This window comes from Achromobacter spanius, from assembly GCF_029637605.1.
Lineage (GTDB): Bacteria > Pseudomonadota > Gammaproteobacteria > Burkholderiales > Burkholderiaceae_B > Achromobacter > Achromobacter spanius_E.
The window spans coordinates 1,719,548-1,737,761 of the sequence record NZ_CP121261.1 but is presented as its reverse complement, the minus strand read 5'-3'; the positions used below and the strand labels follow the sequence as shown (position 1 = coordinate 1,737,761).

Annotated in this window: 2 protein-coding genes (1 of these 2 only partly in view); both read left to right on the top strand. The window is 64.9% G+C overall.

What is annotated here, in order from left to right; genetic code table 11:
• Positions 1-16,398 carry the 3' portion of a DUF4347 domain-containing protein gene (locus P8T11_RS07550; RefSeq protein WP_268077526.1) on the top strand. 15,909 nt of this gene lie to the left of the window's left edge, so 16,398 of the gene's 32,307 nt are visible here — the last part of the coding sequence; the start codon falls outside the window, past its left edge; the stop codon is at positions 16,396-16,398.
• Positions 16,391-18,214, top strand: coding sequence for an efflux RND transporter periplasmic adaptor subunit (locus P8T11_RS07545; protein WP_268077527.1), 1,824 nt, complete (start codon positions 16,391-16,393; stop codon positions 18,212-18,214). The genes P8T11_RS07550 and P8T11_RS07545 overlap by 8 nt, the downstream gene beginning before the upstream one ends.

Below are 18,214 nucleotides of genomic sequence, written 5' to 3'. Positions count from 1 at the left end.
GTGGTGGACATGAACGCGCTGGTCAGCGTGGATTTCGGCCAGACCCAGACGGCCGGCGTGGCCGCCACCACGGGGCTGGCCGTCAATGTCAACAAGGCACTGGTGGACATTGCCACGACGACGCTGGCCGAAGCCAGGAACGGCGCGGTGCTGACCGGTGTGTCGGTGACGTCGCCCGGCCTGGGCACGACGCCCGGCATGGTCAACATCAATGCGCAAGGTACTTACTACGGCCGCGCCTATTCCAAGGCGATCACGGGCGGCGTGATCGGCGTGGGCGTGATGAGCGCCGAAACGCGCTTGGGCGGATCGCTGAAGGCGTCGATCGACAATGCCACGGTGCAGGGCGATATCGTCGGCATCACGGTGGGCGCCACCACCGAACGCAACGGCGAAGCCGGCTTGCTGGCCGAAGCGCGTTCGCTGGAAGTGGGCGGGGTGACGGTGTCGATTGACTCCGCGTCGCTGACGACGAACCTGGACGCGCGCGTGTCCATCGGCAACAACGCCCGCGTGGACGGCACCTTGCTCAGCATCACGGCGGGGCAGGTGCAGTCGGTGGACGTGAAGATGGACGCCGGCACGATCGCGCTGGTGGCGGGCCGCCAGGGCAAGATCGACGTGGACGTCGGCGGCAAGTCGGCCATCGACATCAGCGGCGGCGCACAGGTCACGGGCAACAAGCTGGACATTCGCAGCAACAACACGGTGCGCGGCACGTCCACGCTGAGCGGCTATTCCGTCAAGGTGGCGGGCGCCGACGTCAGCAAGCACACGGTGACGATAAAGCCGGAATCCACGATCACCATCACCGGCTCGCGCCAGGCGGGCGACACCGTCACGTCGGCAGGCATGACGGTGGTGAGCGCGCGCGGCGACTACGGCACGCCGGGCATGCTGGACCTGGTCACCACCAACGACATCATCTACACGCAGCGCAACAAGATCACCGGCGTGTCCGGCGTATCGGTCACGCTGTCGACCAACCACCTGAGCACCGACGGCGCCTTGTCCAAGGTCAAGGTGGACGGCGCCTTCCTGCGCAACGCCTTTGGCGACGTGGTCATGGCGGCGAACACGCGCGGCGTCACGACCACCATCAGCGACCTGCTGGTGGTGGCGGTATCCAGCTTCAGCAAGTCCGACAGCAATAACAACCTGACAGTGCGCAACGCCATCGAGATCGACAATTCGTCGATCGAGGCCGACAGCATCCTGGCGCTGGCCGGCAGCGGCAAGGCGTCCGACCCCTTGTCCACCGGCTATCTGCTGGCCAACGACAACGTGTCGTTCACGCTGGTGGGCATTGCCCAGATTCCGGACGTGGACAGCGGCGCGAAGGCGCGCCAGATCAACACGGTGCTGATCGACGGCGTGTCGTCCAATGGCTCGCTGCTGAAGGCGCAGCGCAATGTGCGCCTGGAAACCAACCCGTCCACGCTGGACCAGGCCAAGGTGAATGGCACGGTGCAGGTCATCGGGCTGAACCTGAACCCCACGGCGGATCTGGCCGATGGCGTGGTGGACAGCACGTCCAGCAAGGTGGCGACGGGCGCGGCCACGCAGATCATCGCGGGCGTGAACAACGCGGCCAACCTGTTTGTGATTCCGGCTGAACTGCTGAAGGAACTGGGCCTGTCCGGCCTGGGCGTGCAGGCGGCCGGCGGCGCGGTGAAGTTCGATTCGAACTCGGCTGTCGTCAAGGCAATTCTGGAAAAGCTGCTGGGCGCGGGCAGGACCAGCACAGACGGCGCGGCCGGCACGGTCAATATCGACGTGAACTATGAGCTGACGGCATTCACCGCCAGCGACATCAAGGTCAACGTCACGACCGGCATGATCATCAAGGACGGCAACAACTACTACCGCTACAACAGCCTGGACAGCCGCGACCTGGATCTGGCCGCGGAGAACTACGGCAACAGCTACTGGCTGCGCCTGAACAACCCGACGCAAGCCCAGATGGACGATGCGCTGGGCTCGGACTTCGGCACGACCGCCGCCGCCCAGGTGGGCAGCTTGTACTTCGTGCTGAAGACCGTGGACGTGGGCAGGCCCACGCTGCGTTACGCCAGCCAGCAGAACATCATCAGCGAGCAGATTCGCACGCTGACCAAGATGCAGGCCGAACACGCGTCCGACCCGCAGGCGGTGGCCCGTTACCAGGCCAACATTGCCGCCTTGCAGCGCCAACTGCAAAGCATCCAGATGGCGACGGTGGTGGATGGGCAGATCCGCTATCTGGATTCGTTCAGCACGTTTTACGTTGAAATTCCCGACATGTATGCCTCGGGCGGCTCGGTGTATGTCAGCGCGACGGACACCAGCGGCGTGAACCGGTCGGGCATCGACGCGCGCGCCAACACGCAGATCAACATCGTCAACGATTCCCCGATGCTGATGAACGTGTATGACGCGGTGGTGCTGGACGGCACCATCATCCGGCCGGGCGCCGACGGCCAGTTGAAGGTCTTCAAGACCGGGCACCTGTACATCAACGACGTGTCGGTCAAGGGCGCATCAGGCGCCGACACGGCCGAAGTCAACATCAGCCAGATCAAGAACACCTGGGCGGCTGACCCGTTCGGCGGTGCGCTGAACGAAGGCACGGACGACTCGCTGGCCAAGATGATTGCAAGCGCGCCGGTGGACCTGGGCCTGCTGGGCGCGGTGGTCAACCCGCTGGGCAAGGTGTCGGTCATCAACGCGCTGGGCAGCATCAATGTGTCGGGCACGATTCAGGCGGTCAGCCTGGACATCGTGGCCAAGGGCAATTTCAGCCTGCAAAGCGAAGGCTGGTTCAACACCGGCACCAACCCGACGCTGCTCAACGACAGTTGGACGAACGTCATCAACGCATTGAAGAGCAACAGCACCAGCACCGGTATCAGCGACACGATGCAGAACGTGTTGCTGAAGTGGGGCTACACCAAGCTGGACTCGTTCGCGCAGTACCTGAACAACAACTTGGCGGCGCGCGACTCGCGCATCTTCGCGCTGGGCGCGGTCAGCATTTCGGCCTTGACGCTGAACATCGACGGCAAGATCCAGAGCGGCCTGACCGACGCCTACATCAAGATCGACAGCTCGTTCCGTGGCGACCAGGACAAGTCCCTGCAAGACGGCAACGGCTACGCCATCAGCGGCGTGTCGTTCAGCGCCGATGGCTCGTTGAACCGTTACGGCGCCATCACCGGCCGTTTTGACTATGCCACGCAGACCATCATCCTGGACCCGATCCGCCTGGCGGGCGGCAGCATTTCGCTAACCGGTCAGATCGTGTCGGTGGGCAATGGCAACCTGATCGTGGCCAATGGCTACGCGTCGGTGCACATCGACAACCAGACGACCTATGCACTGGTGACGGGCGACATCGACGTCAGCACCTACCGCCGTGGCCGCATCGAGATCATCGACACGGCGCGTGGCCAGAAGGACTTGTACGAGCTGCAAGGCACGAACAACGTCGTCCACACCGTCTGGAACAAGTTTGTGCAGGTCACACCGAATTCGTCCGACCCCACCGCGCTGAGCTGGATCTGGGTGTACGACAACGGCAATGGTCAGCAGAACGCGGCGGGTTCCAGCAACACCGCCGGCACGTTGCAAGACGGCAATACGCTGACCTTGAGCTACAAGCCCCAGGCCGGCCAGATGATGGTGTGGGTGATGGGCTGGAGTTCGGGCGAAACCACCACCACCGTCTACACCACCAAGCAATTCAACCTGTTTGGCGACTTCGATCCGCTGGGCTGGCTGACCGACAAGAACACCAGCAAGTCTGGCCCCGTGACGGTCTTCGAGACGCCCCGCCCCGTGCTGGTGTCGACGGTCGTCGCCTATGACGGCGTCAACTCGGTGCCGGACGCGCTGAAGCAGCAACTGATCGCCAGCGGCAAGCTGGACGACGCGCTGTTGCCGGCCACCATCGAAGGCAGCGGCACGCAAACGCTGGTGGAAGACGCCAACGGCAGCATCGAAGGCCCCGACGGCAAGCACTACCGCCTGGATACCTCGGGTGGCACGGCGCTGGATACCTCTGTTTTCAGCGTGGCCTACCGCAAGTTCAATACCGGCGTCATCGTGCGTAACGACGGCCCGCACACCAGCGGCGGTGGCTGGCTGCGTACCAAGACGACGACCTTGACGCAGGTGGTCGAGAAGAAGCAGCAAGAGCTGTTCACCTTCTACATGCCGGCCTCGCAAGAGATCACGTTGAGCTTCATGGGCTCCAGCAACGCCGACAACGCGATCTACATCCGCAGCAATGGCGATATCACGCTGGCGGGCAACCTGATCGTGGGCAACGAAAAGTCGGTACACATCGAGGCGGTGTCGGCGTCAACGCCGACGTCCATCACGATGCAGGGCGAAGTCGGCATCATGGCGCGCGATGTGAACGGGCAGATGCCCACTGGCGCCAGCGCGCAGGTCAACGTTGATGCCATCGCGCTGGGCGGTTCGATCACGCTCAATGTGATGGGTTCCAACGGCTACACCCGCGCGGAAGCGCGCAACGACATCCGCCTGAACTACTTCTCGGACGGCGGTAATAGCTCGTGGGCGACGCTTAAGAATGTGAACTCGTCGGCGGGCACGGTGTATATCGAGGCGCGTAACGGCATCTTCGCCCATGCGTCAACGAGCAGCACCGACACAGTCGTGTCTGGCAACCGCATCGAGCTGAACGCAGGCTATGGCGCGATCGGCACGGCGTCCAAGGCGCTGACCATCAACGCGCGCCAGGGCTTTGCCGCCCAGGCGGGCTTGGCGGGCGGCCCGGCCGGCGCCGACAAGAGCATTTACTTGGCGCAGAACGTGCTGAACGCCGACCTGACGCTGGTTAAGCCGGTGAACTGGACGAACCCACAGGCATCCGTCTACGCAGAGCTGGGCAGCGTCAACATCACGCTGAACGGCGGTTCGCTGCTGGATGGCGAGCTTGCCGATACCCGCACCGCCACCGAGAAGGCGTACCCGACGGTCACGGCCAAGATTCTGGCGGACCTGAACGCGCAATTGGCGCAGTACGACAGCTACTGGTCGGGCGTGCGCTCGTTGCAGACCGCCACGATCACGCTGGGCGGCGTCGGCACCTACCTGAGCACGCAGGCCGAAGGCGGCCAGTATCTGGCGCTGACGATGACGGCGGACCAGTACGCGGCGGCGCTCAAGGCGGCCGTGGATGGCCAGCATCTGGTGCGCCTGGCCTACAACGACAGCCTGAACGGCAACGTTCGTAAGGAAATTCTGGGTTATCTGGGCCTGGTGGCCGGCAGCGGCACGAACAACGTCTACCAGTTCACGTTCACCGTGTACGACCCCCTCAACCCGACCGCGAATGCGGGGCCGGTGTCGCTGGCCTCGCTGGGTTACACGGCCGGCAGCCAGGGCGTGCTGTACGGTCCGTCGTACGCGCTGGCCGACGCCACGGATCAGTCCAACGCCAATCTGCCGATTTCGTTCACCTTGCCGTCTGGCGCGTTGTCGGTACAGCAGGGGTCCAGTGCCTTGCGCCTGCAATTGAGCAATGCGCAGTTGAACGCCCTGGCCGACAAGTCGGGTCAGACGCAGGGCGACCTGTATCAGCGCGCGCTTGCCGGGTTGCGCACCTACACCTACATCCTGGTGGACGGCCAGCAACTGACAATTGACCAGATCGTCCCCACGGGCCAGTGGTGGGGGTCGAACAGTTTCGACACGATCCTGATCACGCTGAAGTCGCCGTATGTGGGCGACCTGACCAGCGTGGACAGCACCGGCCACCACAACCTGAGCATCGTGTTCGGCAATGCGGCCGGCACGCAGGGCGGGGGCGACATCACCGGTTCCGAGAACGCCACGCGTCCCGCGGTGCCAGGGGCTGGCACGGCGGCACCGGCGCTAGGCGCCAACGATCAGAACATTTCCGCCGACATCATCGCGGCGATTGATCAATATAACCTGGACCATCCGCAGGGACAGATCAACACCGGCGCCGGGTCGCTGTACGCGAACTTGACGGCGACGACGCCGGGCAGCACCTGGTCGGTCATTGAACGCACCATCACCAGCAACCAGCTTCAACTGGCCGGCAATACGCTGGGCTGGTCGGTGCCGTCCGTGAGTTCGGTGCAGGACTACAACCAGTGGATGAACAGCGCCGTCAATGGCTTGGTGGGCAGCGAGATCACGTTCACGATCGACGGCGTCAGCTATACGCGCCGCATCGAATCGCTGAGCCTGGTACAGGCCGACGGCACGCCGGCAACCGGCATCTACAACGCGCAGAACCAGATTTCGATCACGTTCTCGGGCGCGGCCGTGTCACTGAAGAGCTTCTTCGTGCGCAATGGCGCGAACGCGGTCACCTCCACGACGCTGCCGTCCCAGCTGATTTACGGCCTGACGGGCTTGGGCAAGGGCACCGGCTCCACGGCCGTGGCCTACACGATCCAGCGCGGCTTTGGCGCGGCGGCGCTGAAGCAGGGCGTGCTGACTTCGGATACCCCGAACAACAATTGGGGCTGGTTCGGCACGAACCTGCTGCCGTTCTATACCTATACGGAAACGGCGGGCGCCGGCTATGACGACTTCGTCGACATGGGGAATGGTTTCAGCTGGGACCTGACCAACGCCAACGTGAGTGACGTTGCGCGCACGCAACTGGCCAACAGCATCAAGGCGCTGCTGCAAAGCGGGCAGTCAATCTCGCTGGCGGGGCTTGAGCTCTACATGACGAACCAGAATGGCAGCTTGCAAGGCCATGACCTGGGTGTCTATCACAATGGCACGCTGCACATCCTGACCATTGTGGACGCCAACGGCAACCCGTTGACGGCGTCCAGCCCCGATAGCGCATGGCTGACCGGCCGCATCACGTTCTCGGGCAAGGTGTATGCGCAGAAGTCCCAGTTGGAAGACCTGAACGTCTACCAGAACACCAACGTTCACGACACCACGACGTCGGGCAGCTATACGCCGACCTTGCAGGGCATGACGGTGAACGCCGGCATCCGCCTGGTGGACAACGGCTTTACACAGCAGTCGCTGACGCAGTTCGGCGTGGCCACGCTGACCTTGCCGGGCAACGACCGCCTGGTGCAAGGCCAGCGCGTGGAGCTGAGTTTTGCGAACTCCACGCAGACCGCCATCTATTACATCCAGAGCGTGAACGGCCGTGTCGTGACGCTGTCCAGCAGCGTCGATGGCGCCTTCAATAACGGGGCGGCGGTGACGATTGCGCAGATCTTCGGCGTGGCGGGCAGCACGCCGGGCGCGGTCGCGGTGAAGCTGCTGGACGCCGCCGCCAGCGGCGCTACCGTGTCGGCCGACAACGTCATCACGCTGACCGACATGAATATCGTGCCGGTCACGGATGCCAACGGCCAGGTGACGGGCTACCGCGCCCTGCAGAACTACGACCGTGTTTATCTGAACGACGTGCGCGTGCAGATCGGCAAGACGGCCAGCCTGCAAACCAACGTGGCGTACTACGTGCTGGTGGGGGCCAACAACACGGTTCAGCTATTTGCGTCCAAGGAACAGGCGGTGCTGCATCAGCAGATTGAACTGCTGAACCAGACGCCCGAGGGCCGCGAACTGGTCAAGGCGCTGTTCACCGACGCCGGCATCACGGGTGAGCTGCTGCGCGGCTTTGCCGCGGCCGACGTGAACGGCATGTTCACCGTATCGACCCACCTGTTCCAGACGCAGGCCGCCGGTTCAACGGCAGGCTTGAACGCGCAGATGCAGGCGCTGCACGAACAGCTGAAGAACCAGGGCTTCGACCCCAACTACCTGCCTGCCGCGCTGGATATCACGGCGGCGCAGAACCTGGTCAAGTCCACGCGCAACCAGATCGTCTACGACTACGTGGTCGATAAGGAACTGGCGCAGACGGCCGAATACCACAACTACTGGCGTGACCGCCTGGAGTCGTCGGTGGGCACGGTCAGTTCCGGCCTGACGGCGGTGGGATCGGGCAGCTTCAAGCTGGCCAACATGAACATCGTGGACGATGGCACGGGGCAGCTGCGGGCGCTGCGTACCGGCGACGAGATCTATTTCCGCCAATCGGTGGGCAACGTGCGGGCCGACACGGCGTACTACGCCATCGTGGGCGCGGACGGCACGATCCGCCTGGCGGCGTCGCTGGCCGACGCCATGCTGTACCAGACGGGGGCAGGGCAGAACGATGGCTTGCTGGCGCTGTATCCCAATATGGGCGGGGCCATCACGCTGGCGTTTGACGCGTCCAGCCTGAACGGCGCGGGTGTGGAAGCCTACACGCGCACTTACACGCTGCGTTCGGATGCGCCAACGCAAACGGCGGCCGATGTCGCGCTGTACGGCCAGACCTACAACGCGGGCCACTTCTTCTACTTCTCGACGGCCACGTTGCGCAATATCGAGAACAACCTGCTGTATCCGGTGTCGGCCGCCATCAACGAACAGGTGTTCGATGTGGACGGCGATGCGGATGGCGCACCGCCCGCGGACCGCTTCCTGAACGTGAAGGCGGGCGGCGGCATCGTGTTGCGCACCTCGGGCCAGGGTTCCATTGGCGCCGAGCTGGGCGACTACACCTTGCAACTGCCCAGCCTGGACGGCTTGTCGGATGACGAACGCGCCAACGTGTTTGACTCGTTGCCAGAGGCCGACAAGGCCATCTTGTCGCGCGCCAACGCCGTCAACCTGGCGGGCGTGTACCACACGCTGTATCGCTACATCGGCCCGGCCGGCACCACGCCACTGGACCGCGCCAGCGTGGATTTCAGCGACACGAGCCTGTGGCAGCGCTTTGAACCGGTGTTCTCCAACGACGCATCGCTGAAGCTGGGCACGACCTTGTCGGCCAATAGCGCGGTGCAGTTCCTGTTCGCCGACCGCTTCGGCCTGTACGAGAACAGCCGCGAGGTCTTCATCTACAACAGCAAGCTGCTGGAAGGCGCGTCGGCCGGTGAAATCAGCCAATGGCAGGCCAATATGGCCGCCGCGCGCGCCAATGGCGTGCAAGTGGTGGATATTGGCAGCGGCTTCCTGGACCCGGTCTGGAAGCCCGTCAACGTGCCGTACATGGCGCAAGACGGCGCCAGCCCGCAGGCGCTTGCCAGCGGCATGCTGGTGGGCGACATGCGCGACCCGCGCTACCTGACGCTGAAGCTCACGCGCTCGCTGGCGGTGCAGGCCGTGAACGGCGTGGTGTCCGCCTACAGCGACACCACGGTCGGGCTGGATTCCCCGAAGGGCAGCATCCGCCTGGGCGATATCCACGCCAAGGACGGCATCACCATCACGGTCAGCGCCCAGGGCGGTTCCATCATCGGCACCGATGCCGGCACGCTGGAAAGCGCTGGTCAGGTCAGCCTGGTGGCGGATCAGGACATCGTGGGCAGTACGCGGGACGCCAATGGCATCTATCAGTACGACGCCTCGAAGCACCTGCAACTGAGCCTGTCCGCCGGCCACGCGCTGTACGTGGAGGCGGGCGGCGTGGCGCGTGTGTCGCAGTTGGGCGCGCAGGACTTGAACCTGGTGCTGGCCAATACCAAGGGCACGGCGGCGGGCGGCTCGTCCTACCAGACCGATGCGAACCTTCGCGTGGGCCAGGTGGTGTCGGCCGGCAGCGTGACATTGAAGGCGGGCTTGTCCATTCTGAATGCCACGTCCGAAGGCCAGCGCCAGTACGCCAACGTGGTGCTGTCTGACCTGAGCGCCGCCGAGCTGGCGGGCCTGGGCTATGTGCGAGAAATCGCGCTGATTGCCGGGCAGTCGGTGGGCCAGTTGGGAGCCGATGTGTCGCAGGAAGGCTCGCCACTCTTGGTCAGCGTGTCGGCGACCGATATGCAGGCCACGGTGCGGGCGTCGGCCACGCAGGGCGTCAACCTGTATGGCATGCATGGCTTGCGCCTGGGCGGTATCGATGTGGTCGATGATGGTGGGGCGCGTGGCGATGTGCGCATCTATGCGCTGGATGCAATCTTGAACGGCACGACCTCGGGCCAGGCCGCGATCACCGCGCGCAACGTGTGGCTGGAAACGCTGTCCGGCACCATTGGTGAACTGGGCACGCCGTTGTTGACGGATATGTCGGGCTACCTGGTGGCGTCGGCATTGGGTTCGGTGTCGATCAGCCAACAGGGCGCGCATGATCTGGTGCTGGCGCGGGTGGAGTCGCGGTCACGCGATGAGGTCCACCTTAGCAGCGCCACCAACATCGTCAACGACAAGACCGCGCATCCGGGCCTGTCCAACGCGCGCAGCGATGCGGTCGTGACCGGCGGCAGCCTGTTCTTTGTGGCGGGTGGTTCGGTGGGCGGCTACGTGCAGTCCGACACGGTGGGCGCGGCGGTCAACGACGCGCTGATCGTGGCGTCGGTGGGCGCACAGTCGACGATTAATGTGCAGGCGGGCGGCGACGTGGCGCTGATGCAATTGGGCGCTGCCACCGATGCGCAAGGCGTGTCGCAAGCGCTGTCCTTGAACGTTGGCCAGATCAACGCGGCCAACGCGTGGCTGGTGGCGCGCCACGAAGGCGCGCAGGCCGGCGCGTCGGGCGATATTGTTTTGGCGCCGGATTCGGTGATCAGCACCCTGGGCGTGCTGAGCCTGCTGGCGGGCAACAACCTGTCGGTTGCGGGCCGTAGCGGCTTGCAAGCAGGCGGTTTGATCCAGGCTGGCCAGCGCCTGAACCTGCGCGTGGACCGCGATGACCGTGGCACGGCCGGCTACGGCAAGGCCTCGGCGGTGGACATCAACGGCCGCCTCTTGGCGCCCGAGATCTATGTGTACGGCAGCGATAGCGGCAATAACACCATCACCTTAAGCAACACCGCCGACGTTGGCGGCGCGCTGGACGGCAACGGCGCGTTGACGCAAGGCGTCTTGCTGGATATCACGGGCGGTTCGGGTCAAGACCAGATTCTGGTCAACGCGCTGCTGATCAATCAGCAGCAGACCACGGTGCGCGCCTTGGGCGGCGACGATACGGTGACGTTCGACGCCACGGACGTGCGCGGCGATGTGACGGTGCTGGCCGGGGCGGGCGACGATGCCGTCACGTTCCAGCAGAGCGTTATCACTGGCACGCTGACGGTGGACGGCGGCGAAGGCGCCAACGTCGTGCTGCTGGACGCGGTGACGGTGGATGTCGACGCGACGATCACCACCGGCTCTGGCGCCGACCAGATCACGCTGCGCAACACTGACGTGACGGGTTCGGTCATGGTGGACGGCGGCGAAGGCGCCAACATCGTGTTGCTGGATACGGTGACGGTGGGTGTCGGCACGACGATCACCACCGGCGCTGGCGCGGATCAGATCACCGTGCTAGACAGCGGCCTGACCGGCGCGCTGACGATCACGGCGGGCGATGGCGACAACACCTTGTTGCTGGACACGACCACAGTGGGCGGCGATACCGCCATCACCACCGGCTTCGGCCTGGATGCGATTTTGCTGCTGGACAGCGATTTGACGGGCACCTTGACGGTGGACGCAGGCGACGGTGACAACGTCGTGCTGCTGGATACCGTAACCGTGGGCGGCGGCGCGACGCTGCTGTCAGGCGCGGGCGCTGACCTGATCACGTTGACGCACAGCGATTTTGGCGACGCGGTATCGGTGAATGCAGGCAGTGGCGACAACATCGTGGTGTTGGACACTGTGACGGTGGGTAGCGACACGTCTATCACCACCGGGTCGGGCGATGACGTGATCGCGCTGGTGGATAGCGGCCTGACGGGCGACCTGACGGTCGTGGCGGGCAACGGCGGCAACGGCGTCGTGCTGCAAACCGTGACGGTGGGCGGCGATACGTTCATCACTACCGGATCGGGCGATGACCTGATTGGGTTGGTGGACAGCGGCTTGGCAGGCTCCCTGACGGTAAGCGCTGGCGAAGGCGACAACGTCGTCGTGCTGCAAACCGCGACAGTGGGCGGCGATACCGCCATCACGGCCGGGTCGGGCGTGGACGAGATCGCCTTGGTCGACTCGGCTCTGACGGGCGCCTTGACCGTAGACGCGGGTGACGGCGACAACGTCGTGCTGCTGGACACGGTGACGGTGGGTGGCAACTCCACGATCACCACCGGCGCAAGCGCTGACCAGATCACGTTGCAGGACAGCGGCTTGATCGGCTTGCTGAGGGTGAACGCGGGCGAAGGCGACAACGTTGTGCTGCTGGATACCGTGTTTGTCGGCGGCAACACCGACATCACTACCGGCGCGGGCGCCGACCTGATCACCTTGGCCGATTCGGACTTCCTGGGCCGCCTGGCCGTGGACTCGGGCGCGGGCAATGACAAGATCTGGATGGCGCGCATTCTGTTGGGCGGCGGTGCAACCGTGCTGGCGGGCGAGGGTGACGACACGATCTACCTGTCGGCGCGCGCGCTGGCCGGCGGCGTGTCGCTGCACGGCAATGATGGCAACGACCTGATCGTGCTGGATCAACTGCCGTCGCTGACCAGCCAGCAAGGCGTGGCCGGTGTGATGGACCGCGTGGAGGTAGACGGTGGACGGGGATCAGATCACATCATCGTGAACCTGGCCGAAGCGCTGACGTCCATCTTGATCAACGTGCACGATTCCGACGACAACGGCCTTGAAAACCTGTCGGACGTGAACCATCTGACGATCAACGGCACCACGCAGGACGAGACCTTCCTGGTGCGCGAGCACTTTGTTGCGAAGACCACGCCGCAAGGCGCGGGCTACGCGAATGAGGTGCAGCGCGTGAACTACGACCGCAGCATGACGGGCGGCTTGCGCCTGAATGCGGTCGACGGTGGCAACCGCTTCTATATTGATGACACCAGCACGTATGTGGTCATCGACGGCGGCCTGGGTAGCGATGCGTCCAAGCACAACGAATACCAGGTAGGCCAGTTGTACGCGCTGGACCGCCAGTTCCCGAACGTGGGCGCGGGCAACCAGATCGATACGGTGCAGACCACGCAAGGCTATCTGTCACGCGGCAACAGCTTCGGCCTGACGCTGTACGGCGCGGAAAACAGCAGCAACGTCTTCCGCGTCTACAGCAACGCCGCGCCGCTGGCCCTCTTTGGCGGAAAGCGCGATGACGAGTTCATGGTCTACGCGTTCAAGGAAGCGCAACAACAGCCCAACGGCGATCGTAACTACGTTATCAACGGTGCGGTGTCGATGGATGGCGGTGACGGGATCAATACCTACACCGTGCTGGGCTCGGAAGACGCCGACGCCTTTGTGCTGACGCAGGAAGGAATCCGTGGGGCGGGGCTGAACACCAGCTACCAGAACATCCAGCGCGTCAATCTGGATGCACGCGAAGGCAACGACCACATCTACGTGCTGTCCACGCGCAGCAACGTCATCACGACCCTGATCGGCGGACGCGACAGCGATACCTTCGATCTGTCGGGCGATGTGGCAGGCAACACCATCGTGACCGGCCGCGGCGGTTCTCGCGACGTGTTCGATGGCGCGCAGCCGGTCAGCATCACGGCGCAACCGGGCCAGTTGGACGCCAACGGCGGCAATACGCTGTCGCTGGCGATCAATCTGGATGCCAACGTGTTGCCACGTCCGGCCTCGGGCCAGGCCTATGTGTCGCTGAGCAGCGCCATGGTGGCATCCGCCTTGTATGGTTCGTTGACACAAGGCGTGGGCCTGAATGCCGCCGATTCCATGGCGGACGCCCTGCAAAGCCTGCAAGGGCGCGGGCTGCTGCTGTCGACCGACGGCGGGCTGACGTGGCACCAAAGCGTGGTGCTGACGTTTGACGCCAACGGTGTTGGCGCGCAAGCGTGGGACGCCATGCAGCAGGTGCTGGTCAAGGTGGAAGACGGCGCGGGCGCAGGCCTGCCGCCGCTGAGCCTGGCTGGGCTTGACCTGCACTTGTCGGCGTCGCTCTTTACGACGATGCCCGGCTTGCAAGATGTGGCCTTGCCGCCGATTCTGGTGCGCGTGGCGGACCCGGCCTATGCCGGCCCCGCCAACGAACCGGGCAAGGTGCGCAACCCGCGCGCCAGCGACCAGCCCATCATTACGGTGGACCCGGTAACGGGCATCAGCCACGCCAACTACGGCGACCAGCCGCATGATGTCTCGGGCATCCAAGGCACGCTGCTGATCGAAGGCGATACGCTGGACCGCCCGGATTACGACGGCACGCTGCACGCGGGCGTGGGCCTGCCAAGCGAAACCGATGGCGTGCTGGCTGCGCGCAATGACGGGGTGGCGTCCACCGCGCCCGTCAACGACCGCATCCGCATTTTCAATGATGGCACCACGGCCGGCCAGACCGGCATGCAGGACCAGGTCGACAACATGGGTGGCCTGGACCGCGTGTATAGCAACGCGCAAGCCGGCGACTTCGGCCGCATCACCGGGTTGGGCATGACGCCGGGCCTGGGTGGCGCCGGCGGCACGGTCTTGCAGACGAGCCAGGCGGGCACGCATGTGTTCGACCGCGGCATCGTCTTCCACGGCGTGCAGTCGGTGAACACGATGCTGGGCCAGGGCGACGACACCTACACGGTGCGCCACGCCACGGTCGGCACGGTCACCCTGGTGCAGGGCGGCGGCGGCAACAACCTGCTGGTGGCTGAAGGCAACACGGTGGGCGGCACGGACCGGCCGGTGCTGTTGTTTGGTTCCACCAGCCAGGACGATGCTTACTACACCGCCTTGCCCGGTGAACGCGTGGCGGGCCAGGCACTGCATTTTGGAAACGGTGGCAACAACGTGCTGGACGCACGCACCACCACGCAGGGCGTCATCCTGTACGGCGGCGCGGGCAACGACGTGATTCTGGGCGGCTTGGGCAATGACCTGATCGCGGGTGGCGGCGGCAACAACGTCATCCATGCAGGCCAGGGCAACAACATCGTGTTCGGCAATGCCGGCATGAACATCAACCTGGACACGCCGATGAACATGGGCGTGGCCGCGGTGGCCGACCAGCAGTCGCTGGCCGCGCTAACGCTGGTGCTGACGCCGCAACAGGCGTCGGGGCTGGCGGTGGGTGCGTCGGCTGATGGCTTGTCGGCGGGCGCCAACACGATCACGGCGGGCGACGGCAACAACATCGTGTTCGCCAACTTCGGCCGCATCGTGAACGTGGAGCCGGTCAACTACCTGCGCAATCGCGGCGACTTCATTGACGCCGCCGCGCCGGGCACGGACGCGCGCTATCTATCGGGCGTTGGCCTGCAACTGCTGGAAACCATCAACCTGCCGTCGGGCGGCGTGAACACCATCACGGTGGGCGCGGGCCGCAATGCGCTGTTTGGCGGCATGGGCGACGACATCATCCGAGCCGTGGGCGCGGGTGGCTTCAACCTGATCGCCGGCGACGGCGCGCGGGCGGTGTTCACCGCCGCCGGCCGGATCGCCTTGTTCGAATCCACCCACCCGTCGGTGGGTGGCTCGGACAGTCTCTACAACAACGGCGAAGGCGTGATGATCGGCGGCATGGGCGCCGACCAGTTGGAAAGCGGCGCGGGCAACAACGTGATGTTTGGCGACAGCGGCCGCGTGGTGTTCGTCAACGACCGCTGGAGCCAAGTCGAAACGGTTGATATCGCCTCTGGCGGCAACGACATTCTGCTGGCAGGCACGGGCGGCAACTACATGTTGGGCGGCATCGGGGCCGATAACTTCCGTGGCAGCTTCGCGAAAGATGTGATGGTGGGCGACTTTGCCGCCATCTATATCGAACCGGAGAGCGGCCGCGTGGTGAACCTGACCCGCTTCGGCATGGGCGGCAATACGCCTGACCTGATCACCCGCGCACTGGAGGATCTGTATTCCTGGAGCGGCAATTTCGGCCAATGGCAGCGCCCGGTATTCGAGCCGCTGCTGACCCGGCCCAACGCCGGCGCGTGGTACGTGCCGGGCCTGTCGGATGCAGTCAACAGCATCCGTCTGGGACCGACGGTGCCGGACATCGTGATTGCAAGCCACGACGGCGGGCTTTCCGATTATGCTTCGTCGGGCGCGCCGGACGAGGTGGCGATGCGTACGGATCAGACGCTGCAGGATGGTGGCGGCCAGGCATACGCCAGCGGCGCGATGCCGGCATCGAAGCAGGAGCCGAAGCCGGCACCGAAGCAGGAGCCGCAAGAGGCCAATCCGGCAGACGATTCGTCAGGCCAGGAAGCCGCAACGCAGGACGCGGTGTCGGAAGCGGATCAGGCGGCTGACAACGTTGCGGCTGCCGACAACGCCCGCGAGGCCACCACGGCCGAGCACGTCGCCCTGGCGGCGGGGGTGGGCATCCTGGGCTTGAGCGGTGCGCTGGGCAAGTCGGGTAACGCCACGGTCGTGTTCAATTCAAAAACCAATACCTGGGAGCCAAAGGCCAGCCGCAAGCGCGGACTGAGCGTGCGGCAGCCGGCGCTCACGGAGAGTGGAAGCAAGGATGAATGATGCTGTCGTGCCCGCGCAGGTAAAGCGCGCGGACCTGGCCTGGTGGTCGGCGTTGTCGACCGCCAGCGACCGCCAGTCTTTCCTGGATGCCTGGCTTGCCTTACAGGCGGGGCAACTGCCGGGCGTGCACCATGCGGCGCTGATCCTGGGCGAGCCGGACACGGGGCCATTCGAAGCCGTGTCGCTGTATCCGGTGGGCAGCCGTGCCGGGGCGGCGTTCTATGGCGCCGTGGACGAAGCCTTGCAAGGCCGCGAAGTGGCCGTGTCGGCGGATGCCAGCGGGCTGGTGGTGGCGTACCCCATCGTGCTGGGTGGCCGCATCCATGGCGTGGCGGCATTCGAAACCCCCATGCAGGCGCCCGAACCGCTGGTGCAGGCGCTGCGCTGGGGCGCGGGTGTGCTGGAACTGTGGTTGGTTCAGCGCCAGGAGACCGATAGCGCGCAGACGGTCGAGCGCCTGATGGTGGTGATCAATTGCGTGGCGCGTTCATTGAAGGAAGGGCAGTTCAAGGATGTGGCGCTGACGCTGGTTACCGACCTGGCGACGCGGCTGGAATGCGACCGGGTCAGCATCGGTTTCAGGCAGGATGGCCGCAGCAAGGTGTATGCCCTGTCGCACAGCAGCCGGCTGGTGCAGAACATGAACCTGGTGCGCAGCGTGGCCGAGGCCATGGACGAAGCCATCGACCAGAACACGACCTTGTGCTTGCCGCAGGACGAAAACCGCACCATCCAGCTGCGCGCGCACCAGAAGCTTGCGCGCGAATTCGGCAACCGCAATGTGTTGACGGTCCCGTTCGCACCCGATGGCGATGCGCGCGGGGCGCTGGTGTTTGAGCGCCCGGACGACCTGCCGTTCGACAAAGCCAGCATCGAACTTTGCCAAAGCGTGGTGCTGCTGGCCGGGCGCGTGCTGCATCAGCGCTTGCAGCAGGAACGCCCGTTCTGGCGCAAGTGGCGCGATGCGGTATTGCGTGAGTCCGGCCGTTTGCTTGGGCCCCGTTACATTGGCCGCAAGCTGGCGGCCGTCGCCCTGGTGGCAGCGGTGGCGTTTGCCGTCTTCGCGCACGGCCCGTATCGCATCAGCGCGACGGCCACGGTCCAAGGCGTGGTGCAGCGTGTGTTGGCCGCGCCATTCGATGGCTACATCAGCGATGCCTCGCGCCGCGCGGGCGATGCCGTGAAACAGGGCGACGCCCTGGCCGCCTTGGACACGCGCGAGACCGAACTGGAATTGCTGCGCGCGGGCAATCTGGAAGTGCAGTACCGCCGACAAGCCGAAGAGGCCTCGGCGCGTGGCGACAGCGCGGCCTCCGCCATCGCGCAAGCCCAGGCCCGCCAGGCCATGGCGCAAATCCAGTTCTATCGGGAACAGATCCAGCGTTCGACGTTGCGCGCGCCGTTTGACGGCCTCATCGTCAGCGGCGACCTGAGCCAGCAGTTGGGCGAAGCCGTCAAACGCGGCCAGGAACTGTTCAAGCTGTCACCACCCGACGGCTACCGGCTGTGGCTGGACGTGGAAGACCGCCTGATTGATGACGTGGCGGTGGGCCAGACCGGCCGGGTGGCGTTGGCCTCCATGCCGGACCGGCAGATTCCGTTTACCGTAACGCGCATCGTGCCGCTGGCACAGGTGCAGGAGGGCAAGACCGTGTTCCGCCTGGAGGCCAGCCTGGAACCGCAGGCGGCGCAGGCGTTGCGACCGGGCATGGAAGGCGTGGGCCGGATCGACATCGACGAGCGTCGTTATGTCTGGATCTGGACGCACGGGTTTTTTGATTGGCTCCGCCTGAAGTGGTGGGGCTGGTTCGGCTGA

Coding starts and splice junctions, on each gene's coding strand:
- P8T11_RS07545 (WP_268077527.1), top strand. CDS start 16,391: ATGAATGATGCTGTCGTGCCCGCGCAGGTAAAGCGCGCGGACCTGGCC.